Source organism: Pseudomonas sp. NPDC096917 (assembly GCF_044762555.1).
Classification (GTDB): Bacteria; Pseudomonadota; Gammaproteobacteria; order Pseudomonadales; family Pseudomonadaceae; genus Aquipseudomonas.
In genome coordinates this window covers 185215-208683 of sequence record NZ_JBIWEO010000008.1, presented here as the reverse complement: position 1 = coordinate 208683, position 23469 = coordinate 185215, and the positions used below count along the sequence as shown (strand labels likewise).

Below are 23469 nucleotides of genomic sequence, written 5' to 3'. Positions count from 1 at the left end.
GAGGAATAACCGATACTGCGCAAACAGACCGTGATCAAGGTCAACTTTCTGAGCGAATCACGGATTTTTGTGAGGGGGCTGCCTGCCATCCCTGGCGCCCGCTGCGATCAATGCGTCTGCCTCTGTGGGTTCGATAACAATGCGCAGGCCATTCATGAGCGCCATGGTTTTTTGCGAAGCCTGGTCTGTAATGATTTCAACCCGGCTGATCGAGGAGTGTTCTGCGCCTTCCGGGGACTCATACCAGCAACTGTTGTCTTTATCGAGTGTGATGGTCATGAACGTTTTCCTTTTTGCGGGGGTAAACGTTAGGGTCTGTTCCCCAGGCAAGGTGGGATGAATGTGCGGTCGACGATGGATGACGGCGGCTATTGGGGGCTCGGCCGGCATGGGTCGAGAGGCCACAGCGGTGCTCAGTACGTTGTTGGCGCTCGGTATTTTCAGCGTGATGCCAAAGGTCGTGGAACTGTTTGAAAAGCGTCGGCCTTAAAGGTTGGTTTTCATCGGCGGCTGTTGGCTGGGAGGGTCTCCAATCGGTTTTGGATCGGCGGTGGGCGGATCTTGCTCAGGGATTGGATCGGGCTCGCCTGGCGGTAACACAGGATCATCAATATTGGGGTCAGGTGTTTCAGCGGGAATGGGGATATTCATCGACATGGCCTCATTGCTGCATAGGTTGGGAGTACACACGGTCGACCGCATCAAAACGTCTCGGGTTCCCGTTTTATGACCAACGGGGCACCGGCAAATAGTCTGAACTTTTGGCCGGCCGCGTTGCTCCCACCTTAGGACCCCGGTGCAGACGCCGGAATGTGCTTAGAAACGACCACACATGAACGTCCACGGGCGTGAGGAGTGAGCTCGATGAATGCTGATTTCCCGCTGGACCCCGCAATGGCCACCCCATTGCCGCTGTCACAGGCTTTGTTGATGCCGCGTATTGCGATTGAGTCCGTCTCGCCGGTGCTGGATGGCGGCGAATTTGCGGTCAAGGCCACGGCTGGGCGATGGGTCGATGTGAGCAGTAAAGTGTTCACTGACGGTCACGATCAGTTGGCGGTGATGCTCCACTGGCGGTTATCCAGCAGTGATGTCTGGTCGGCTGCGCCTATGCGGTTCCTGGGCAATGACACCTGGAAGGGCGAGTTTTTGGTGCCGGTTCAGGGGCGTTATGTTTTTTGCATAGAAGCCTGGATCGACCGTTTCGCCAGTTTTTGCCACGAACTCCAGAAGAAGCATCAGGCCGGTGTTGCGGTGAGTCTGGAGTTGCAGGAAGGTCGAATTCTGGTTCAGCGTGCTATCGAGTGCAGCCACGATGAATTGAAAGAGCAGTTACAAGCGCTGCTGATTCAGCTGTCGGGGTTGCTGGAGACCGAGCAGGTGGCGTTGTTTGTGCACGAACACAGTGCACAATTGATGGCCGAGGCCCAACACCATGCCTATTTGAGTTTAAGTCCCGAGTATCCGGTAGAGGTTGAGCGGCCATTGGCAGAGTTTGCCAGTTGGTATGAGCTTTTCCCGCGTTCAGTCACCGATGACCCAGCCCGCCACGGCACGTTCAATGATGTGCTGGAACGCTTGCCGATGATCCATGACATGGGTTTTGACGTGCTGTACTTTCCGCCGATCCATCCGATTGGCCGCCGTCATCGCAAGGGGCCGAACAATTCATTGCAGGCTGGGGAGAACGACCCTGGCAGCCCTTATGCCATCGGCAGTGAGGAGGGTGGCCACGACGCCATTCACCCGCAACTGGGCACCCGTGAGGATTTTCGGCGGCTGGTGGCGGCCGCCAACGCGCACGGTTTGGCCATTGCCCTGGATTTTGCGATTCAGTGCTCCCAGGACCATCCATGGCTCAAACAGCACCCTGGCTGGTTTAACTGGCGCCCCGATGGGACGATTCGCTACGCAGAGAACCCACCGAAAAAGTATCAGGACATCGTCAATGTCGACTTTTATGCCCCTGATGCGATTCCGGGTCTGTGGCTGGAGCTGCGCGATATTGTGCTGGGCTGGGTGAATGAGGGAGTAAAGATCTTTCGTGTCGATAATCCGCACACCAAGCCTTTGCCCTTTTGGCAGTGGCTGATCGCGGATGTACGGGCCTTGCACCCCGAGGTGATCTTTCTGGCCGAGGCTTTCACCACGCCCGCGATGATGGCGCGTCTGGGCAAGGTGGGTTATTCCCAGAGTTACACCTACTTCACGTGGCGCAACACCAAAGCGGAACTGGCGGCTTATTTCACCGAGCTCAACCAAAGCCCGCTGCGTGAGTGTTTTCGCCCCAACTTCTTCGTCAATACGCCAGACATAAACCCGCGGTTTCTGCATGACTCAGGGCGTGCCGGATTTCTGATTCGCGCCGCATTGGCAACCATGGGCTCCGGTCTGTGGGGCATGTACTCGGGGTTCGAACTGTGTGAGTCCCAGGCCGTGGCGGGCAAAGAGGAATACCTGGATTCCGAGAAGTACCAAATCCGCCCAAGAGACTTCGGCGCACCGGGCAATATTGTTGCCGAGATCGCGCAATTGAACCGAATTCGACGTCAAAACCCGGCCTTGCACAGCCATTTGGGTTTTACGCTCTACAACGCGTGGAATGACAACATTTTGTATTTCGGCAAGCGCAGTGCCGATGGCAGCAATTTTGTCCTGGTGGCCGTCAGCCTCGATCCGCACAACGCTCAGGAAGCACATTTTGAGTTGCCGTTATGGGAGATGGGGCTTGGCGATGATGCGCAGACCTCAGGTGAAGACTTGATGAGCGGGCATCGCTGGACCTGGTATGGCAAAACCCAATGGATGCGATTGGAGCCTTGGCATCAGCCGTTTGGCATTTGGCGAATCAAACCCCTTTAAGCCCGTTCCCGAAGCGGCTGCGAGGCCGCGGGTAACAGACTCAGCAGGTATATTTCCCATGGCGAAGCAAAGTGCAACCGCAAGTTTTAACAAAGACCCGCTCTGGTACAAAGACGCGGTGATTTACCAAGTACACATCAAGTCTTTCTTTGACTCGAATAACGACGGCATCGGTGATTTTCCGGGGCTGATCAGCAAGCTCGACTACATTGCCGAGCTGGGCGTCAACACCGTGTGGTTACTGCCGTTCTATCCTTCGCCGCGTCGCGATGACGGCTACGACATTGCCGACTACCGGGGCGTGCACCCGGATTACGGCACGTTGGCCGATGTTAAGCGTTTTATCAAAGAGGCCCATGCCCGTGGCCTGCGAGTGATTACCGAGCTGGTGATCAACCATACCTCTGACCAACACCCTTGGTTTCAAAAGGCCCGTCACGCCAAAGCCGGTTCAAAGGAGCGGGATTACTACGTGTGGTCGGACACCGATGAAAAATACGACGGCACGCGAATCATTTTCCTGGACACAGAAAAGTCCAACTGGACGTGGGACCCTGTGGCGGGTCAATACTTCTGGCACCGTTTTTATTCCCATCAGCCGGACCTGAACTTCGATAATCCCAAGGTCATGAAAGAAGTGCTTTCGGTGATGCGCTATTGGCTGGACATGGGCATCGACGGCCTGCGTCTGGATGCCATCCCCTATTTGATTGAGCGTGATGGCACCAACAACGAGAACTTGCCTGAGACCCATCAGATCCTCAAACAGATCCGCGCGCAAATCGACGCCCATTACCCGGATCGCATGCTCTTGGCTGAGGCCAACCAGTGGCCCGAAGACACGCAGCAGTATTTTGGCGACACCGATGGCATCAACGGCGATGAGTGCCACATGGCGTTCCACTTTCCACTGATGCCGCGCATGTACATGGCGTTGGCTCAGGAAGATCGTTTCCCGATCACCGACATTCTGCGACAAACCCCGGAAATACCTGCGAACTGTCAGTGGGCGATCTTTTTGCGCAACCACGATGAGTTGACCCTGGAAATGGTCACCGACAAAGAACGCGACTACCTGTGGAATCACTATGCCGCTGACAAACGCGCGCGTATCAACCTGGGTATTCGTCGGCGGTTGGCGCCGCTTATGGAGCGCGACCGTCGACGTATCGAGCTGCTCAACAGTTTGCTGTTATCCATGCCGGGCACGCCCACCCTGTATTACGGCGACGAAATTGGTATGGGTGACAACATTTACCTGGGTGATCGGGACGGTGTACGCACCCCGATGCAGTGGTCGATAGACCGTAATGGCGGCTTTTCACGGGCCAATCCTGCCAGCCTCGTGTTGCCGCCTATCATGGACGCGCTGTATGGCTATCAGTCGGTCAACGTTGAAGCGCAAGCGGGTGATCCGCATTCATTGCTCAATTGGACGCGTCGCCTGTTGGGTGTCCGTAAACAGCAAAAGGCCTTCGGTCGTGGCACGTTGAAAATGCTGTCACCGAGTAATCGTCGAATACTGGCCTACATCCGTGAGTTCACGGACAAAGAAGGCAAAACCGAAACCATTTTGTGTGTGGCCAATGTGTCGCGCAGTGCTCAGGCGGTCGAATTGGACCTGTCGGAGTTTGCGGGCCGGGTGCCGGTGGAAATGTTGGGGGGTAATGCTTTTCCGCCGATTGGCCAACTGGACTTCATGCTCACCCTTTCACCCTATGGTTTTTACTGGTTTTTGCTGGCCAGCGAAAACCAGATGCCCAGTTGGCATGCAGAGCCGTCGCAAAGCTTGCCGGAGCTGGTCACGCTGGTGCTCAAGCGTGGGCTTGAAGAGTTACTCGACCCGCCAGTGAGCACCACGCTGGAGCAAGTCGTGTTGCCCGCCTGGCTGCACAAACGCCGCTGGTTTGGGCAAAAGGATGTGCCGATTGACACGGCGAAGATTGCTTGCGGCACCCGGTTTGGCGATGCCAGCCACCCGGTGCTGCTGACTGAGATAGACGTGACCAGTGCTGGTCAGCAGCACCGTTATCAGTTGCCCTTGGGGGTGCTGGGCGAAGACCAGCCCAGCGGCGCGCTTGCCCAACACTTGGTCTTATCCCGATTGCGTCGCGGGCCGCAAGTGGGGTTCATGACCGATGCCTTCAGTCTGGAGTCTTTCGTGCACAGTGTGCTCACAGCCTTGCAAACAGGCCAAAAAATCAGCAGCAGCGCCGGGACTCTCCACTTTGACGCTACCGCCGAAATGGTCGGCCTTGAGCTCAATGAGCTCAGCGAGGTGCGTTATCTCAACACTGAGCAGTCCAACAGTTCGGTGGTCATTGGCGGGGTCATGGTGCTCAAGGTCTTGCGGCAACTGAGCAGTGGTCCGCATCCCGAGCTTGAAATGGGCGCGTTCCTGACGGCAGCCGGGTATCCGAATATTTCACCGCTGTTGGGCTCTGTGGTTCGCCAGGATGCACAAGGGGAAGACACACTGCTGATGATTGCACAGGGCTATCTGAGTAATCAGGGGGATGCCTGGACCTGGACCCATAACAACCTTGAGCGGGCGATTCGGGATGAGTTGGCCGACGCCATGTCTGAGCACCCTCAGCATTTCAACGCGCTGGGTGAACTGGCCGATTTTGCCGGTGTGCTCGGTCAACGCTTGGGGGAAATGCATAAGGTGTTGGCGCAGGCCGATGACAACCCGCAGTTTGCCCCGCAAGCCACCTCCGATGCCGATGTGCGGCATTGGGCAAGCCATATCGGTGCTCAAGTCAAACAAGCGTTCAAGCACCTTAAAGATCATGTACCGCAGCTTTCGGCTGAGCATCAACAGCTGGCAAAAAAACTGCTCACACAACAACGTGCAATCATTGAGTACATCCAGCAGTTGGCCAAGCAAACGCTGGGAGGCTTGAAGATCCGGGTGCATGGAGATTTGCATTTGGGGCAAGTGTTGGTCGTACAGGGCGATGCCTATTTTATCGACTTTGAAGGCGAGCCCGCCCGCTCACTGGCCGCGCGGCGCAGCAAGCACAGTCCGTACAAAGACGTCAGCGGTTTATTGCGCTCCTTTGACTATGCCGCTGCCATGGCGATCAGCAACGTGCAGCAAGCGGATCACTCCGCCGAGGCGAGCGAGGCGCGTCAACGAGTGGTGCAGCGTTATTTAAATGAGTCTCGCAAGGCGTTGATCGATGCATATCGGCTGGCAACAGCTAGCCTTGCTCATACCTGGAAAGTGCCACTCGGTGAGGAGTCTGCATTGGCGTTGTTTAGTCTGGAAAAGGCGGCCTATGAAATTATCTATGAAGCAGCGAATCGACCTGCCTGGTTGCATGTGCCCTTGCAGGGGTTAAGCGATTTGCTTGTCCACTTGCCAAGCGCGGTCAAGCCTTTACCTGATGGAGATAAATGATGAGTTCAAGTAAGGATCTGGAGGGGGGCGTGAACGCTATAGTGCCAGAGCGTCAAGACATCGAAGCGTTGATCAATGCCAGGCATCGAGATCCGTTTGCGGTGTTGGGCCCGCACCCGGACGAGCAGGGTGGGCAGGTTATCCGGGCCTTTCTGCCTGGTGCACTGAGTGTCAAAGTGGTGGAACGCGAGAGCGATGAGATCATCGGTGAGTTGCCCAGTACCGAAGTGCCTGGGCTTTTTGCGGCGCGTTTTACCGACACACAGCCGTATCGTTTGTGCATCAATTGGGCGGGCACCGAACAGACCAGTGAAGACCCTTACAGTTTTGGGCCACTGCTCGGTGAAATGGATCTCTACCTGTTTGCTGAAGGCAATCATCGCGACTTGGGCAGTTGCCTGGGCGCGCAGGTGATGAGCGTGGGCGGCGTGCCCGGTGTGCGTTTTGCGGTCTGGGCGCCCAATGCCAAACGCGTTTCGGTGGTCGGCGATTTCAATATTTGGGATGGCCGCCGTCACCCCATGCGTTTGCGTCATCCAAGCGGCGTGTGGGAGTTGTTTATTCCGCGTCTGGAAGCGGGCGAGGCTTACAAGTATGAAATTCTCGGGTCAGAGGAGGCCGTACTGCTCAAGGCTGACCCGGTGGCATTGGCCACACAGCTGCCGCCGCTGACAGCCTCTATCGTGGCCGCGCCATTGGCGGTTGAGTGGCAAGATGCAACCTGGATGCAGGAACGTGCCAACCATCAGCGCCACGATGCGCCGCTGTCTATCTATGAGCTGCATGCCGGTTCCTGGCAGTGTGAGATCGACGATGCCGGCGAGGTTGCCCGTCAATACAGCTGGTCTGAACTGGCCGAAAGGTTGATTCCCTACGTGCAGCAATTGGGTTTCACCCACATCGAACTGATGCCGATTATGGAGCACCCCTTTGGCGGCTCATGGGGCTACCAGCCGTTGTCCCAATTTGCTCCGAGCGCGCGCTACGGGTCACCGGCTGACTTTGCCGCCTTCGTCAATGCCTGCCACGTTGCGGGTATTGGGGTGATCCTGGACTGGGTACCGGCGCACTTTCCCAATGATGCCCACGGCCTGGCGCATTTTGATGGCACGGCGCTGTATGAATACGCCAACCCGCTTGAAGGCTACCACCCAGATTGGAACACGCTGATTTACAACCTGGGCCGCACCGAAGTACACGGTTTTATGCTGGCTTCGGCGTTGCACTGGCTAAAGCATTTCCATATTGACGGCTTGCGCGTGGATGCGGTGGCCTCGATGTTGTACCGCGACTACTCCCGCAAGGCTGGAGAGTGGGTGCCCAACCGCATGGGCGGTCGTGAAAACCTTGAGGCAATAGACTTTTTACGGCATCTGAACGACGTCGTCGCACTTGAGGTGCCCGGTGCATTGATGATTGCCGAAGAGTCCACGGCCTGGCCCGGTGTCAGCCAGGGCACCGACCATGGTGGCTTGGGTTTTTCGTACAAGTGGAACATGGGCTGGATGCACGATTCGCTGCATTACATTCAGCAAGACCCGGTGTACCGCGCTCATCATCACAACGAACTGAGTTTTGGCTTGGTGTACGCCTGGAGTGAGCGTTTTATCCTGCCCATTTCCCATGACGAGGTGGTGCACGGCAAACATTCGCTGATCGACAAAATGCCCGGTGATCGCTGGCAGAAGTTTGCCAATTTGCGTGCCTACTTGAGCTTTATGTGGGCGCATCCGGGCAAGAAACTGCTGTTTATGGGCTGCGAATTCGGCCAGTGGCGCGAGTGGAACCACGACCAGCAACTTGACTGGTACTTGCTGCAATACCCCGAACACCAAGGGGTGCAGAAACTGGTCGGGGATTTGAATCGCTTGTATCGGGACTACCCGCAGTTGCACGATCAGGACGATTTGCCGACCGGCTTCCAGTGGTTGATTGGCGATGATGCGACCAACAGTGTCTATGCCTGGTTGCGTTGGAGCAAAGCGGGCAAGCCGTTGTTGGTGGTGGCCAACTTTACGCCGGTGCCGCGTGAGGCTTACCGCATTGGCGTGCCCTTTGCCGGAAGCTGGCAAGAGGTGCTCAACAGCGATTCTGAGCTCTATGCCGGTTCCAACTATGGCAATGGCGGGGGAGTGATGACCGATGAGTTGCCCAGCCACGGGCAGGGTGTTTCAGTGGCGTTGAACCTGCCGCCGCTCAGTGTGCTGATCCTGCAGCCCACAGGCTGATCGCGCTTTTGGCAGGGGCGAACGAGCCCCTGCTGTTTCGTGCAGGCGCTGCTACAGGTGCACCTCAACGGACAAGGGCAAATGATCGGATAAATGTGTCCAGGGTTTCCCGTCGAGAATCTTCGGGGCCCGGCTGCTGGCATTTCGCAGATAAATGCGGTCCAGGCGCAGTAATGGCCAGCGTGCCGGGTAGGTTTTGGCGAGTTTTCCATGGTGACGCTCAAACACTTCGTGCAAGTCGTCACGTTGTGAAAGGGCCGCGTTGCCGTGCAGTTTCCAGTCGTTGAAGTCGCCGGCAATGATCACCGGGTCTTCAGGCGGCAGGGACTTGAGCAGTTGGTTCAGCAACACGATTTGTAACTGTCGATGGCTCTCAAGCAAGCTTAAGTGCACACAAATGGCGTGTACCTGCGCATGCCCCGGTACCTCCAGTACGCAGTGCAGCAAGCCTCGCTGTTCAGGGCCTGTGATCGATACATCGAGGTTGCGATGGGACTTGATCGGGTATTTGGACAACACCGCGTTGCCGTGATGGCCATCGGGGTAAACCGCATTGCGACCATAGGCAAAGTCGCTCCACATGCTGTCTGCCAAAAATTCGTACTGTGAGACGGACGGCCAATGGTCATAGCGCGCCGAGTGCTTGGTATGTTCGCCGAGCACTTCTTGTAAAAACACCAGATCAGCTTGAGTCTCACGCACGGCTTCGCGCAGTTCGGGCAGGATAAAACGTCGGTTGAAAACGGTGAATCCCTTGTGGGTGTTGACGGTTAACACCTTCATTCGGTGCACATCAGGCACAGCATCAGGGGCGGGCGACTCAATGATGTTACCGGCTATATCAAGGCTCATGCTTTCTCCTGTGCGAGTTGGCTCACATCGGTTGGGCTCGGCTCAAGTCTGGCCGCAGCATGCACAGACTGTTTATAGCGTACCGGTGTGTGAGTCCGGTTGATGGTGATCATGTCCAGGTGACGTCAGGAGTGATTTCAAGTAATCACCAAAGCCCCCTTTGGCGCGGCAATCCAGGCGTGCACTGGTGGTCACTTTTGGGCGGTGGCTCCAGGCAATGGTGGCGCCGCATGCTTGCAGTTGTTTCACCAGATGAACGTCTTCATGGCACTTAAGGGGCAAAAAGCCTCCCGCCTGCTGGTAGACCCTGGCACTGAAGCCCAGGTTGGCCCCGTGAACATGCTGATGCCCGTCGCGTGCCTGATAGGCCTTGAGGTAACGGGCTTGCGTCGATGCGTCGATCAGGTTGCCCCAATCTTCAACCTGTACGGTGCCGCACACGGCGTCTGCTTTAAGCGCCAGTTGAGCGACCAGCCAGTCATTTGCCACGAGGCTGTCAGCATCGGTGCAGGAGATCCAGCGTGCGCCCTGATCCAACAGTTGTTGTGCGCCCACCCCCCGTGCCGTGCCCACATTTTTGGCCTCAATTTGTAATACGTTAACGTCGAAGCAGGAGGCGATCTCAGCCGAGCGATCGCTGCAGCTGTCGAGCACCAGCATCACGGTCACGGCTTCGCCGTTGAGCTGAGGGTGTCGGGCCGCGGTCAGAACTGCTTGCAGACACTGGGCCAGCAGCGCCTCTTCGTTATGGGCCGGTATCAAAATGCCGATCATCGCAGGCCCTCCTGGCTCGCTACTGAAATAGGGTCACGGCCCCAGACTTCAAGTACAAAATCGTCCTCTAGGTGCTGCGCCAGTCGGCTCAGACCCAGGCCATCCTGGAGCATGGCGTGAACCTGGTCGCCCGTCAGGCTGCAACCCTCGATGGCCGGGCGCCAATGGCACGCCACAAAGTGGCCATCGGGGGTCAGACTGCCTAAGGTGCGCTCAATCAATTGGCGCAGCTCCCCGGGATCCAGGTAGTAAGCCATTTCACTGAGCACAATCAGATCAAAATTGCCCTCGGGCCAATCGGCGGGAACACGGCTTTGCTGCACCTCGACGTTCGGGCAATGACTGAGGCGCTGGCGTGCCAGATCGACTGCCCTGGCTGCTGCGTCGCAGCTGAGCAGCGCTTCAGTACGCTGGGCCAGTCCGACGCTCAGCTCACCATTGGCACAGCCCAGCTCGTAGGTCGATCGGTAATGCTGGCGCGGCAAACTGGCGAGGGTCAGGGCGCGTTTGCGCTGTTCGTACCAGCGTTCGCGAAAGGCCCAGGGGTCGGGATTGTGCTGGTACAACTGGTCAAAAAAAGCCGTGGGGACGCTCATCCTTCCTCCTGCACAAACACCACTTCAAAGGGTTGCAGTAAACGCTCCAGCACCAAGGGCGGCAGGATCGGCCCTTGCCCGGTGCTCGGATCTTCTTGCAGTTGACTGGTAAACGCATGCGCGGCATAGCGCTTACGCGCCACGGCATGAGGGCTCAGGCAGAGCTTGCGTGCCCGGTTCCACGGCACACGGGGGTCGTGGTCGTGAGCCCAATGCCACGTCCAGATCGGCACTTCATACAGCGTGACGCCCGCGGCCCTGGCTGCGCGACTGCTTGCACGGCCTACGGCATCGTGATCGCTGTGCCCATCTTCACGCCAGGTGGCAAACACGACATCGCCCGGTTGCAGGTGCTGTTCTATGAAGGTGGCCAACGCGTGTTCGCGATCTGCAACACGGCTGTCCTCAAACCCCGCCCGCACCACGTTCATGTTCGGCCACTGCAAGCCCAGTCGGCGCAATGCTTCTCTGGATTCAAGCGCGCGCACTTCGCCCAAGTGTTCGGCAGGCCAGTCGGTGGAACCCGGATGGCTGGCGGTGCCATCAGTGATGGAAATAATCAGCATGGCGTGACCTGCTGCGTTGAGTTGCTGGAGTAAACCTGCCGTGCCCAGCACTTCATCATCGGGATGAGGCGCAATAATCACCGCACGGGCACCCTCGGGCACCAAGTCCTCCAGGGTGATGAGCGGCATGCTTGCCAGGCATTGCGCGTCATGCCAGTGATCGAGAGCAGTGCCCAAGCCGACAATCAAGTTGGTTTTCATAAGACCCCTGGCTGATCGGGCTGTGCCGCCACTAACGTGCCGAGCGCCTCTAGATCACGCTCGGCATGGCTTTGGCGCAGGTACACCGGTAGATCAGCGCTCAGTTGGGCAAAATGCGGGTTTTTACAAAAAGGCCCCGCGCCCAGAGCATGTCCAACATGCTGAATAACCTTCTCGGCACACGCCTCGACGTGGGCTCGGGCTTGGCGTGCCAACACTTGCGTGTCGGCCCTGGGCTGCGCGTCGACCTGCCGAGCGCATGCGGCCAAGACACATCGGGCACTGAACAGCGCCGCGTTGACGGCGCCTAGATGGGCCAGTGCGTGGGGCTCGGCGCGTTGCTGACAGTGCTGTTGCAGGTAATGGCCCAAACGGCTGGCCGCCCCGTACCAGCAGGCGGCAATGCCAATGGCGCCTTGCCAGAAACCGGGACGCTGCAAGTAATCGCCGGGCTGCCCGATGCAAGTCGCCCGGACGTGCTCAAACGTCACCTCAACGCTGGCCGTGGCCCTCATGCCCACCGCTTCCCAGCCCTGTGTAGCCACCTCGATGCCGGGCTGTTGCATGTCAACCGCCACCAATTGCACGGCGCCTTGATCATTCCATGCCGTGAGCAGTCCATGGCTGACCACGGCAGCACCCGAACACCACGCCTTGCGTCCGTTGAGCCGAAACTGGCCATCCACACGCTGCACATGGACGCGGGCGTTGGGCGGTTCTGCCGCCCATAAACCCCATGTGCTGCCTGGATAGGGACGCCCGGCAGCCAGTTCATGCAGCGTGGCCAGGGCGTCAGTGTGGCCCTCGTACAATTTGCACAGCCCAAGCGCGTGGCTGGCGACATATGCCAGTTGCTGCCAACGCTGCAACGTGTGCCCGGCGCCAGGCATCGGCAACTGATCCAGCCCAGCGTCGACCATTTTTTGCAGGCATGCCCCTAGGTCGTCCGGGGTGCGCAGAGACGGGGGCGCATGCTCGAAAAAACGTTCCATATCCATGTTCAAGCCTCTTGTTCTTTCACCAGTTCGAACAACGCCATGGAGCGGCCGTTGAGGCCATAGACGCTGTTGAACGGCAACGTCTCGCGGCTTTTTTTGTCAGGGTCAAACGTGTCGAACTTACAAATCCAGCCTGTGCCCTCCGGGACTTCGGGCAGGGTAAAGTCGACGCTGTCATGTTGCGCGTTGACCGTGATCAGCAGCGTTGCGTCAGCCCCGGCGCGTTGTACCCCGGAAACTTGAGCGCGGCCATCGAGCAGGATGCCGAGGCTGCGGCCATTGGCGTCCTGCCACTGCTCGATGGTCATTTCGCTGCCTTCGGGAGCGAGCCAGGTGACGTCTTTGACCCCCAGTTCCTCGTTGTAATGCCCGACCAGAAACAGTCCGCGCCGCAGAATGGGGTAGCTCATGCGCAGTTTGATCAGGCGCTTGACGAACTTGAGCAATGCCTTTGCATCGTCGTCCAGTTCCCAATTGATCCAGCCAATTTCACTGTCCTGGCAATACGCGTTGTTATTGCCGTGTTGCGTGCGGGCAAATTCGTCGCCGGCAACGATCATCGGCGTGCCTTGAGCGAGCAAGAGGGTTGCAAAGAAGTTGCGCATCTGACGCAGGCGCAGGCTGTTGATGTCTGCGTCGTCAGTCGGGCCTTCAACGCCATGGTTCCATGACAGGTTGTTGTTGCTGCCGTCCTGGTTGTTTTCGTCGTTGGCTTCGTTGTGTTTGTCGTTGTAAGACACCAGATCATGCAGGGTGAAGCCGTCATGTGCGGTAATGAAGTTGACCGAGGTATAGGGGCGTCGACCCCGCTGATTGAACAGCTCACCGGAAGCGGTCATGCGCGCGGCAAAGTCGGCCAATTGGCCTTCATCACCTTTCCAGAAGGCGCGTGCCGTGTCGCGAAAGCGGTCGTTCCATTCTGCCCAGCCGGGCGGAAAGCCGCCGACCTGATAACCGCCGGGGCCGCAATCCCAGGGCTCGGCGATCATTTTTACCTGGCGCAGCAACGGATCCTGGCGGCAGGCCACCAGGAAGCTGTGGCGCTCATTAAAGCCATCGTGATAGCGCCCGAGAATGGTGGCCAGGTCAAAACGGAAACCGTCCACATGCATCTCTTGCGCCCAGTAGCGCAGCGAGTCCGTCACCATCTGCAGGACACAAGGATGGCTTAAATCCAGTGTGTTGCCGGTGCCGGAGTCATTGATGTAATAGCGCTTGTCATCGGGCATCAGGCGATAGTAGGACGCGTTGTCGATCCCGCGCATCGACAGTGTCGGGCCTTGCTCGTTGCCTTCGGCGGTGTGGTTGTAAACCACGTCCATGATCACTTCCAGCCCTGCCTCATGCAGGTGCGCGACCATTTCCTTGAACTCGGCAATTTTACCGCTGGCCAAGTAACGTGGATCGGGGGCAAAAAAAGCAATGCTGTTATAGCCCCAGTAGTTGGTCATGCCTTTTTGCAGCAAGTGCTGGTCGTTGACGAAAGCATGCACCGGCAGCAGTTCGACACTGGTCACGCCCAGTTTGCGAATGTGCTCGATGATCTCGTCGTTCATCAGGCCTGCAAATGTGCCTCGCAGGTCTTGCGGGACTGCGGGGTGTCGCATGCTGATGCCGCGGACATGGGTTTCGTAGAAAATCGTGCGCTCCCACGGCACCACCAATCGATGGTCATGTCCCCAGGTGTGCGCCGGGTCGATGACTTTGCACTTGGGTACAAAGGGCGCGCTGTCGCGTTCATCGAAGCTCAAGTCAGCGTCAGGGTGCCCGATGGTGTAGCCAAACAGTGCTTCAGACCATTTCAGCTCGCCGACCAATTGCTTGGCGTAGGGATCAATGAGCAGCTTGTTGTGGTTAAAGCGGTGGCCGTTCGCAGGGTCGTACGGGCCGTATACCCGATAGCCATAGACTTGTCCGGGATGGGCGTCGGGCAAGTAGCCGTGATAGGTCTCGTCGGTGTATTCGGGCAGCTCAATGCGTTCCAGTTCAACTTCGCCTGTGGAGTCGAACAGGCACAGTTCCACTTTGGTGGCATTGGCGGAAAACAACGCAAAGTTAACGCCTAACCCGTCCCATGTTGCGCCGAGTGGAAAGGGCAGGCCTTCACGAATGCGCGAGGGTTCAACGTCCGGTGTTACAGGTGGGGCCGACTTGCGCTGGGTCATGATTGCTCCTGGGCAATGAGTCAAAGCACGGGCGCTGTTCAAACAAAGTCTCGGAGAACAGGCGGCTCAATGCTTTCTTAAGGCTTTTGTTCGTCACGCGACCTGAACGTTCTGGTGTTTTTTGAGCAACACTTTCCTGTCAGGCATTACGGTCCTGTTAAAAACACGGTTGTTTAAGTGCGCATACCTCTATGCGCACTTGCAGGCCTGGCCTTAAGGCGTGGTCGGCTTGCGCGGTGCTCTTGGCTTCTTGGCGGCAGGTTCTTTAGCCGCAGGCTTGGCACTTGCACCCGTGGCGGGCTTGGCACGCGGCTTGGTCGATTTCGCTGGGGTGGGAGCCAATGCTTCAGCCTGGGCCAGCTTGTGAGCCATCTCCCAGTGCCGGGCTTCCTGCCCTTCAGGTTGCCCTTCGGACTCCCAGATTTGGTAAGCAAATTCACGAATGCGTTTTTCGTTATTACTCATCGCAAAGCTCCTGAACTGAAGTATTGATCATGAGGGTGACGGGGAAGGTGTTCAGAGCATCGCCGACCCGTAGCGTCCTATTGCTAATGACTACGGGTGCTGCAAAAAATCCCTTTAATTTAAGGTCTATTCCGTCAAACGGTACTTCAAGCGGTATTTCGAGGCTGGTTTCCTCCCAAAAGGATGGATTGTTGAAGTGTGGAACATCTTTATGAATGGTTTTGGCGCTCAGTCGCGCAATAACGACGATGGCCAGTTGCTCCTCCCACTGGCGAGCAAACGCCAGTACGTGCGCGGCATGTTTGCCCGTCACCGTAAGCGGGATGTAGCGGCCCCGGCTAAATAGCTGGGGGCAGCGAGCGCGTACGCTGAGGGTGTGTGCAATGAGTGCTTGTTTGATCGCGCCGTTGCGCCAGTTGTGTAACAACTGCTCGGGGCTGGCTGAGCTGTCGAGCAGGTGCTGGCGTAACTCAAAGTCCACAGCGCGTCTGTTATCCGGATCAACCAGACTGAAATCCCATAACTCGGTGCCCTGGTAAATATCGGGTACGCCGGGTGTGGTCAGTTTCAATAAGGTTTGGGCAAGCCCGTTGACGGCGCCGGCACTGGCAATGTCTTCACTGGCTTCGTACAGCGCGGTTCGTAATGCCAGCCCTTGCGGTTGCAGGAACAGTTGCTCAATAAACGCTTTTACAGCGCCTTCATACGTGTCGTTCGGGGCAGACCACTGGCTTTGCAGCTTGCTTTCGCGCAAGGCCTTGAGCTGCCATTGCCAGATCCTGTTGCTGTAATCCTGCAGGCCAGGCGCATCTTCAGGCCGCAGATCCAGGGGCCAGGTGCTGAGGATGACTTGATAGAGGATCAACTCATCGCCCGGTGAAGGGGCACTGTGATCTGTCCGTAACGCGCTGGCCATGGGTTTGAAGCGAGCAACGCACTGTGCGTACCAGTCGCTGCGTTCACTGAGCACGGCCAGCCGCGCCCGGCTGTCTTCGCCACGTTTGTGGTCATGGGTGGCGGTGGCCAGCAGGTTGTCAGGGAAGTTTTCCAGGCGTGTTTGACAGGCCTGGTGAAAGTCCTCGATCGGAGCGCTGAAACGCTCGGCACTGAAACCGACATCGTTGCGCGAGAGCAGCCTTCCATAGCGGTAGAAAGCCGTGTCTTCAACCGCTTTGGCGGCGGTAGGTGAGGTGAGTTGTTGAAAGCGTACACAGGCACGTTTGAGCATTTTGCGCGAGCGTCCCAGCGGCAGGCTGCGCCAGGGTTCGCCGCCCAGCCAGTGGGCCAGGTTGTTCAAGACAGGCCAGTCCGCTTCGTTTAACACCTCGCGTGCCCCGGCCAGTGCTTGCTGGAAGACTTTTTCATCGGCATCGCTGCGCCCGGCCGAGCTGATGTAGGTACGGTACACCGCAAAGTGCATGACCAGCGCTTGCAACGCCCGGCGTATGGCGCCCAAGGTTAAGTCGCGGGTCATGATGTCGTTGCGGGCGACGTCCAGCAGCGCCAACGCCACACTTTCGAAATCGCCTGCCAATGAGCCATTGAGCACTTGTTGGCGGGCCAGCAAGGCTTCGGATTTGAAATCAGCGGGGCGCTGACTGTATTCAGACCACAAGGTTGCCAGCGTCTGCTCGCCCTCGGGGTCATGCTGGAGCAATGACACCTGATCCATGAATTCATAACCTGTGGTGCCATCAACGCCCCAGTCGCCAGGTAAGTGTTCGTGCGTACCGAGAATTTTTTCGACGTAGATCGGCACATGCTGATCTGGCCTCAGGCTGTCGATGCGACGACGCAATTTTCGGCAATACCCCCCCGGGTCTGCCAGGCCGTCAATGTGATCGATGCGTAAACCGTCGATCAGGCCTTCTTCAATCAACTCAAAGAGTTTGCCATGGGTGGCTTCAAAGACCGCTGAGCGCTCGACCCGCAGGCCGGCCAGTTCGTTGACATCGAAAAAACGTCGCCAGTTGATGTCATCAGCTGCCGTTCGCCAACTGGCCAGACGATAAGACTGGCGTTCAAGCAGTTGATGCAGGCGCGCAAAGCCTTCTGCATGGCGCGAGTCGTAGCGCGCCAATGACTGTTCGATCGCTTCACTAATCGCTGGCTCGCGACTCAGCTCGCGCAGTTGCTGGTGCAGGGGCAGGGCTTGGTCACGCGGGTTGCCAAAGCTTTGCAACGCGGCAAAGTCACTGGCCAATCGTTGCAATTCAGGCGCCTGCTGCGCGCCGAGCAGCGTAGGGTAGTCCAGTGGGCAAATGGGGAAGTGATGGCTGCCATGTTCTGCGTAAAAAGAGCCCATTTGGGCATCGAAGCGCAGGCGGATGTCACCTTTTTGTAAGCTGATGCCGTAGTTATCGCTCAGGAAGGGCAGTAATAGCAGGCCTTCGAGCAGCGGGTCGGAGGAATGCCACTGAATATCGAAAAATTCGGCGTACGGGCTAGCGCGGCCCCATGCCAGCAGGTCGAGCCACCAGGGATTGTCTGCACCGCCCACGGCCATGTGGTTGGACACAATATCGAGGATCAAGCCCATGCCATGGGCGCGCAGTTCCCCGACGAGGGCACGCAGCGCGGTTTCTGCGCCCAGTGCCTTGCTGACCTGAGTGGGATCCACTACGTCATAGCCGTGCATTGAACCATCACGTGCGGTGAGCAGCGGTGAGGCATACAGATGGCTGATGCCCAGACGCGAAAAGTAGGGCACCTGTTTTCGCGCGTCCTCCAGGGTATACCCCGCGTGAAATTGCAGGCGCACGGTCGCCCGCACTTCAGGCGACGGATTGCCGCTCATCGGTCACGCTCCTGAGCCTGAAGGCGTGCACACGCCAGTAATTCGAGGCGTCGGGCCACGCCCGGCAAGTCCAGCGCCGTGTCGCAGGGCACCGGCAGACGGCGCCGCCAGTTCGGGTGGCTGCTGACTGTTCCGGGCAGGTTGGGTTGTTCTTCGACCCCCAAGGCATCTTCTATGGGCAACAACACCAAGGGCGCCCGGGTATGCCCCAGAAAACGCGCGCTGGCATCGAGCACCTGATGGGCGCCGGTGGATTCCTCCTGAAAGTTTTGTGGGTCCTGGCTCAGGGCCAGATGCAGGCCTGCTCGTTCGTGTTGACGGTTTTCGCGCCAGTGGGCCTCTGTTTGCGCGTCGACCATGCCCAGCCTGGCATTCCAGTCGATGTCACGTTCCAGCCACCAGCCATTGAGTGTAGGCAGGTCATGGGTGCTGGTGGTGGCCAAGGCATTGTCGGGCCAATCGAGGATAGGCCTGAAGCGGGCGCCATAATCCTGTTCGAACAACAGCACGCGCATGCCCAAAATGGCGCGTTCGCTGAGTTTTTCGCGCAGCCCGTCAGCCACGGTGCCCAAGTCTTCGCCCAGCACGATGGCCTGATGGCGCACTGATTCCAGAGCGAGTAAGCGCAGCATGTCTTCGACCGGGTAGTACAAGTACGCCCCTTGCGTGGGTTCGGCTCCCAGCGGGATGACCCACAGTCGTTGCAGCCCCATGACGTGGTCAATCCGCAAGCCACCGGCGTGGGCAAAGTTGGCGCGCAGCATTTCGATAAATGCCCGAAAGCCATTGCGCTTGAGGCCATCCGGGGAAAACGCAGAGATACCCCAGCCTTGGCCCCGGCGGTTGAGCAGGTCGGGTGGCGCTCCGACGGTGAGCTGTGGCAGCAGCTCATCTTGCCGGCACCAGGCTTGGCTGCCGCCGCCATCGGCGCCTACAGCGAGGTCGGCAATCAGGCCAACGGCCATGCCGCTGTCTTTGGCGGCTTTGTGAGCTTGCGCCAGGCAGCGGGCAATCAACCATTGGCAAAAAGCGTAATAACCGACGTTGTGTGCCTGTTCTTCGGCAAAGATCAGCAGGGCCGGGCTGTTAGGGTCGCGCCATTGCTCCTCCCACAATCGCCAGTCCATGCTCTGTTGATTGGCTACGTGTTGCGCTTGCAGGGCTTCAAAGCGGCAGTGGTTTTCCAGTGCTTCGCCACCGCTGTCGCGAAATAGCTCAAAGTCCTCGCGCAGAGGTTGTTCACCTGATTGAAAGTCTTCGTACAGCTGGCGCAGCAAGCGTTGTTTAGCGACGGTTGCTGCCGGCCAGTCGATCAATGGCAGTTGTTCGAGCCTGTGTAATTCGTCGGCCAGGTCACAGGCCTCAATGGCGCGCTGCACGGCAACTTCACCGAGCACGCTGGCGGGGGCCGCGTAGAGGCTATTGAGGAATAAACGGCTAGACGGAGAGTAGGGGCTGTAGCGATAGGGATCGCAGCTGAACATGGCGTGTATTGGGCTTATCGCCAGCGCATCGGCGCCTCGTTCACCGGCCGCTTTGGCAAAACGCTCAAGTGCCTGGGTATCGCCAAAGCCGCCATCGCCATCGCGTTTCAACGCATAGAGCTGTGTGCTCAAGCCCCACGCACGCGGCGGCTGACTCTCTACCGCGTCGCTCATGCTGTAGCACTGTGCCGGAGCCACCGCGAGGGTGAAGTATTGGTCATCCACTTGCGCTCGGTGATAACCGACCGGAATCATTCCCGGCAAAAAAGCGTCAGCATCCAGTTGGATGTCCAGTGTGCCGCCGGTCTCAAGGTGCACCACACATTGGCTGTGTGGATGGAAATAGCGCGTCAGGTCCAGACCCCGCCCCACATCGGCCGTCAGTAGTGGCGGCAGGCGTTTGTTCTGTTGTTCGAGTTGCAGGTTCAACAGGCTGGTTTCTATGGCCTCGGCACTGTCGGCGGGCAAACCCAGGCCGGCCAGAACAGCTTGCAGTACGGGGTGCTCAACACGTTGCGGAGTGCCGTTGGCATCGACCCAGTCAACGGCCAGACCGGCACGGCCTGCAAGTATTTCAAGCTGTGATTCACTCATGAGCGCTCTCCAGGCGGGAGGATGGGGTTGACGCGCCAACCAGGCTGACTAACGCGCTGTAGGGCTCTAACAGGTGATGACTGCGCAGGTGTGAGGCCACATTGGGCTGGCTTTCAAACACCCGATGGCTATTGGGTGCGAGCGAGTGGGGTGCGGGCTGGGCACTCAGATTAATGGCGATGAGCAATACGCTGTTGTCGGCCATGCGCCATTGCGCGGCCACTGCGCCCTGTGCCAGCACCTGTGCGCCTAATGAGTGAGCGCCTTGCAGGCGCGGAATGATCCATTGATGGCGAATGTGCAGCAGTTTTTCATAGAGCGTGAGCATGGCGTGTCGACCCGCGTCATTGGCTGCCGGCGTCAGTGAAGGACGGGCGCGCGCATAGGTTGAGTGCTGATTGGGATCGGGAATGTGCTTATTGTCAGTGTCTGAGCCATAGGTGCTGAAGTCAGAAAACTCTTTACGTCGCCCCTCGCTAACGTTCTGTGCCAGTTCGCCCGTGTAGTCAGTGAAAAACAGGAAAGGCTCGGGTGCTGCGCTTTCTTCTCCCATGAACAGCAACGGAATCATGGGTGACAGCAGTAACAAGGTGGTGGCGGCGCGCAATGCCTGCGGCGGGCAAAGCCCGTGTAGCCGTTCGCCCAGGGCACGGTTGCCAATTTGGTCGTGGTTTTGCAAAAACAGCACGAAGGCGCTTGACGGTAAATGCGCGCTGGGCTCGCCCCGAGGTGTGCCGTGCCGGTCAGTCTGGCCTTGAAAAACAAAGCCTTCGCTCAAGCAGCGGGCAAGCTTTTCGGTGCTGTTGTCCGCAAATTCGGCGTAGTAGGCATCTTTTTCGCCGGTCAACAACGCATGAAGAATGTTGTGTCCATCATCATTCCATTGCGCGTTGTAATCGTTTTCCAGCAAAAACGACTGATTGAATTCATTTTCGAGGGTGAGCCAGACATGCCGGTCCGGGTCTGTGTGTTGACGAACGCGTTGCGCCAGTTCATGCAAAAAGCTGGCATCGTTGATGGCATGCACGGCGTCCAGGCGCAGCCCGTCTACCTGATAATCCAGCAACCACATCAGGGCGTTGCCGATAAAAAAGTCTCGTACTTCACGGCGTTGGTAATTGATTCTGGCTCCCCAGGGTGTGTGTTTGTCCTCGTGGAAAAACGCCTTGGCGTAGGACGGTAAATAATTACCCTGTGGCCCAAAGTGGTTGTAGACCACGTCCACGATCACCATCAGACCCAGTCGGTGAGCCTCGTCGATCAGTTGTTTGAGCGCCTCAGGCGAACCGTATGTGTCGTGGGGCGCGTACAGCAATACGCCGTCATAGCCCCAATTACGTTCGCCGCTGTATTGCGCCAACGGCATCAGTTCAATGGCCGTCACCCCCAGTTCGGCGAGGCGCGGCAGCTGCTTGGCGACTTCGCCATACCCGCCCAGTACACCGGCATGCAGTTCATAAATCACCGCTTCGTGCCAAGGGCGACCCTTCCATTCAGGGGTCTGCCACAAATATTGCTGCGGGTCGACGACGACGCTATACCCCTGGAGACCGCCGTCTTGCGCGCGCGATGCCGGGTCAGGCACCTCAAGTTCGCCATTAATACAGTAGCGATAGCGGGTGCCCTTGGGGCAGGGCACCTCTCGCACAAACCAGCCATTGGGCTGGGGGTGCATGGGCAGTGATTGACCGTTGCGTAATACAACACTGACGCTTGTCGCGTCCGGCGCCCATAGGGTAAAGCGGGTGTGTTCTGCGTCCAGTAACTGGGCGCCGTGAGACCGTGTTTCCAATAGCTGTGAAGGCATTGATCAAAGGCCTCTCTCAGGTATTTGTCGTTCTGCTCAGTGATTTGGCCACCAGTTGTTCGTAGAGTTCGGCATAAGGTTCTACGGCCTTGCACCAGTTGAATGGCGCAGCCATTGCCCGGCAGCGCATGGCGTTGAGCAGGTCCGGGTAGGCAAAGACTTTAAATGCCCGACGCAAAGCTTTTGTGTAGCTCTCGGCCGTCGACTCATTGAACAGGAAACCGGTCACGCCATCTTCAATCGTATCGGCCAAGCCGCCGGTGTTACGCGCGACGGGCAAGGAGCCGAAGCGTTGCGCGTACATTTGGCTCAAGCCACACGGTTCATAGCGCGAAGGCATGAGCAAGAAATCACTGCCGGCGAAGATGCGCCGTGCGTCGGTTTCGTTAAACCCGATGCGTACGCCGACCTGGCCTGGAAAACGCAGCGCCAGTTCGCGCATGGCTTGCTCCTCTTCGGGCTCACCACGGCCGATGATGCAGATTTGCCCGCCTGATGCCACGATGAACTCGGCTACCGCTTCAGTCAGGTCCAGGCCTTTTTGGTAAACCAGACGCGAGACCACCGCAAACAACGGCCCGGTTGAGGGTTTTAGCTCAAAAAGCCCGCGAATATGCTCGGTATTCAGCCATTTTCCTGCCCAATCACCGATGTTGAACGGGTTGAGCAAATGCGGGTCTGTCGCCGCTTCCCAGCTTTCATCAATCCCGTTAGGGATGCCGCTCAGCAGGCCCTGTTGCGTTTTGCTGGATAAAAAACCGTCCAGTCCGCAGCCAAATTCAGGGGTGGTTATTTCTTGCGCGTAGGTGGCACTCACCGTCGTGATGTGGCTTGAATACGCCATGCCGGCTTTAAGAAATGACAGTTTCCCGTAGAACTCCATGCCATCTTGCTGCAGGGCGTGATGGGGTATGCCCAATTCCGGGCAGCAGGCACGATTGAAAACGCCTTGGTACGCAAGGTTATGAATGGTGAACAACGTGGGCGTGCGTTGACCGCGCCAGTGCATATAGGCCGGAGCAAGCCCGGCAGGCCAGTCATGTGCGTGTACCAGATCAGGCTGCCAGTGGATCTGTGCCAGATTGGCCGCGATGTCGGCGGCGGCCAAGCCCAGGCGGGCAAAGCGAATGTGGTTGTCAGGCCAATCGCGGCCATTATTGGCGCCGTAGGGCGTGCCTTCGCGCTCATAAAGCTCGGGGCAGATCAGCACATAGATGACCAGGCCATCTTTTAAATCCATGCGCCCGATCTTGCACGCGGGCAAGGCTGCGTGACCGCTGAGTTCACCAATAATGTGAATCGGGTTTTCGCTGTTAAGGACTTGCCGATAACCGGGGATCAACACCCTGACGTCATGCAGGTGCCGCATGGCGCGCGGCAGGGCTGCGGATACATCGCCCAGGCCTCCGGTTTTGACCAGGTCAGCCAGCTCTGAGGTCACAAACAAGACTTTTTTCTTGTTTGGATTAGCGCTCCCTGCCGGCAGTGCTGCCTTACCTGCCGGTGCCAGATCTGACAATGGCACCCGGTTAATGGTTTGCGAGTTAAGCCTTTCATCTTGATGTGGCGCAGCAGCACTGATCATGACTCTCTCCCTTTGTATTTATTGGCTAGCTCTCGTTCGCCCGGCAGGGAAATATCCATTTCCTCATGGGGGCGACTTTCAACACCGTG

The 23469-nt window shown here is 57.9% G+C and carries 16 protein-coding genes and 1 pseudogene; 4 read left to right on the top strand and 13 right to left on the bottom strand.

Going from position 1 to position 23469, the window contains the following annotated elements; genetic code table 11:
• Positions 1-57: 57 nt before the first annotated feature.
• Complete coding sequence (locus tag ACIQYF_RS11770; RefSeq protein ID WP_402861237.1) at positions 58-279, bottom strand: DUF3203 family protein; 222 nt, start codon at positions 277-279, stop codon at positions 58-60.
• A gap of 76 nt (positions 280-355) precedes the next feature.
• Here ACIQYF_RS11770 and ACIQYF_RS11765 point away from each other — a divergent pair.
• Positions 356-490: pseudogene (locus ACIQYF_RS11765) on the top strand (MgtC/SapB family protein); the annotation flags it as partial.
• On the opposite strand, the gene ACIQYF_RS11760 reads toward ACIQYF_RS11765, so the two are convergent.
• Positions 487-651 (bottom strand): hypothetical protein, encoded by a 165-nt coding sequence (locus ACIQYF_RS11760; RefSeq protein WP_402861234.1) that lies wholly within the window; start codon positions 649-651, stop codon positions 487-489. The pseudogene ACIQYF_RS11765 and the gene ACIQYF_RS11760 overlap by 4 nt on opposite strands.
• A 213-nt stretch (positions 652-864) precedes the next feature.
• Between ACIQYF_RS11760 and ACIQYF_RS11755 the strand changes: the two genes are divergently transcribed.
• Genes ACIQYF_RS11755 through glgB form a run of 3 tightly spaced genes read left to right on the top strand, consistent with a single transcriptional unit; the run spans position 865 to position 8496 of the window.
• Entirely contained in the window at positions 865-2862 is a 1998-nt protein-coding gene (locus ACIQYF_RS11755) for an alpha-1,4-glucan--maltose-1-phosphate maltosyltransferase (protein WP_402861231.1), read from the top strand.
• A 58-nt stretch (positions 2863-2920) separates the two neighbouring features.
• Positions 2921-6268, top strand: a complete 3348-nt coding sequence (gene treS, locus ACIQYF_RS11750) for a maltose alpha-D-glucosyltransferase (RefSeq protein ID WP_402861228.1) — start codon at positions 2921-2923, stop codon at positions 6266-6268.
• Entirely contained in the window at positions 6268-8496 is a 2229-nt protein-coding gene (gene glgB, locus ACIQYF_RS11745) for a 1,4-alpha-glucan branching protein GlgB (protein WP_402861225.1), read from the top strand. Before treS ends, glgB begins: the two co-directional genes overlap by 1 nt.
• Before the next feature lie 51 nt (positions 8497-8547).
• Here glgB and ACIQYF_RS11740 read toward each other — a convergent pair whose 3' ends face one another.
• The 11 genes from ACIQYF_RS11740 to glgA all read right to left on the bottom strand — a co-directional run bounded on the left by ACIQYF_RS11740 (position 8548) and on the right by glgA (position 23380).
• Positions 8548-9348: an endonuclease/exonuclease/phosphatase family protein gene (locus ACIQYF_RS11740; protein ID WP_402861222.1), complete on the bottom strand. Its 801-nt coding sequence runs from the start codon at positions 9346-9348 to the stop codon at positions 8548-8550.
• Positions 9349-9420: 72 nt separating this feature from the next.
• Positions 9421-10122, bottom strand: a complete 702-nt coding sequence (locus ACIQYF_RS11735) for a glycosyltransferase (protein WP_402861219.1) — start codon at positions 10120-10122, stop codon at positions 9421-9423.
• Positions 10119-10718 (bottom strand): SAM-dependent methyltransferase, encoded by a 600-nt coding sequence (locus ACIQYF_RS11730; protein ID WP_402861216.1) that lies wholly within the window; start codon positions 10716-10718, stop codon positions 10119-10121. Before ACIQYF_RS11730 ends, ACIQYF_RS11735 begins: the two co-directional genes overlap by 4 nt.
• Positions 10715-11485, bottom strand: a complete 771-nt coding sequence (locus tag ACIQYF_RS11725) for a PIG-L deacetylase family protein (RefSeq protein ID WP_402861213.1) — start codon at positions 11483-11485, stop codon at positions 10715-10717. The genes ACIQYF_RS11730 and ACIQYF_RS11725 overlap by 4 nt, the downstream gene beginning before the upstream one ends.
• Complete coding sequence (locus tag ACIQYF_RS11720; protein ID WP_402861210.1) at positions 11482-12483, bottom strand: acyl-CoA dehydrogenase family protein; 1002 nt, start codon at positions 12481-12483, stop codon at positions 11482-11484. Before ACIQYF_RS11720 ends, ACIQYF_RS11725 begins: the two co-directional genes overlap by 4 nt.
• Positions 12484-12485: 2 nt before the next feature.
• Positions 12486-14648 (bottom strand): glycogen debranching protein GlgX, encoded by a 2163-nt coding sequence (glgX, locus tag ACIQYF_RS11715; protein ID WP_402861207.1) that lies wholly within the window; start codon positions 14646-14648, stop codon positions 12486-12488.
• A 213-nt stretch (positions 14649-14861) separates the two neighbouring features.
• Complete coding sequence (locus ACIQYF_RS11710; protein WP_402861204.1) at positions 14862-15113, bottom strand: DUF2934 domain-containing protein; 252 nt, start codon at positions 15111-15113, stop codon at positions 14862-14864.
• Positions 15106-17910 carry a malto-oligosyltrehalose synthase gene (locus tag ACIQYF_RS11705; RefSeq protein ID WP_402861201.1) on the bottom strand — a complete coding sequence of 935 codons (2805 nt, stop codon included), beginning with the start codon at positions 17908-17910 and terminating at the stop codon, positions 15106-15108. The genes ACIQYF_RS11710 and ACIQYF_RS11705 overlap by 8 nt, the downstream gene beginning before the upstream one ends.
• On the bottom strand, positions 17907-19988 hold the full coding sequence (malQ, locus tag ACIQYF_RS11700) for a 4-alpha-glucanotransferase (RefSeq protein WP_402861198.1): 2082 nt from the start codon (positions 19986-19988) through the stop codon (positions 17907-17909). Before malQ ends, ACIQYF_RS11705 begins: the two co-directional genes overlap by 4 nt.
• Positions 19981-21795, bottom strand: a complete 1815-nt coding sequence (gene treZ / locus ACIQYF_RS11695) for a malto-oligosyltrehalose trehalohydrolase (protein ID WP_402861195.1) — start codon at positions 21793-21795, stop codon at positions 19981-19983. Before treZ ends, malQ begins: the two co-directional genes overlap by 8 nt.
• A 16-nt stretch (positions 21796-21811) precedes the next feature.
• Positions 21812-23380: a glycogen synthase GlgA gene (glgA, locus tag ACIQYF_RS11690; protein WP_402861192.1), complete on the bottom strand. Its 1569-nt coding sequence runs from the start codon at positions 23378-23380 to the stop codon at positions 21812-21814.
• Between the last annotated feature and the right edge of the window lie 89 nt (positions 23381-23469).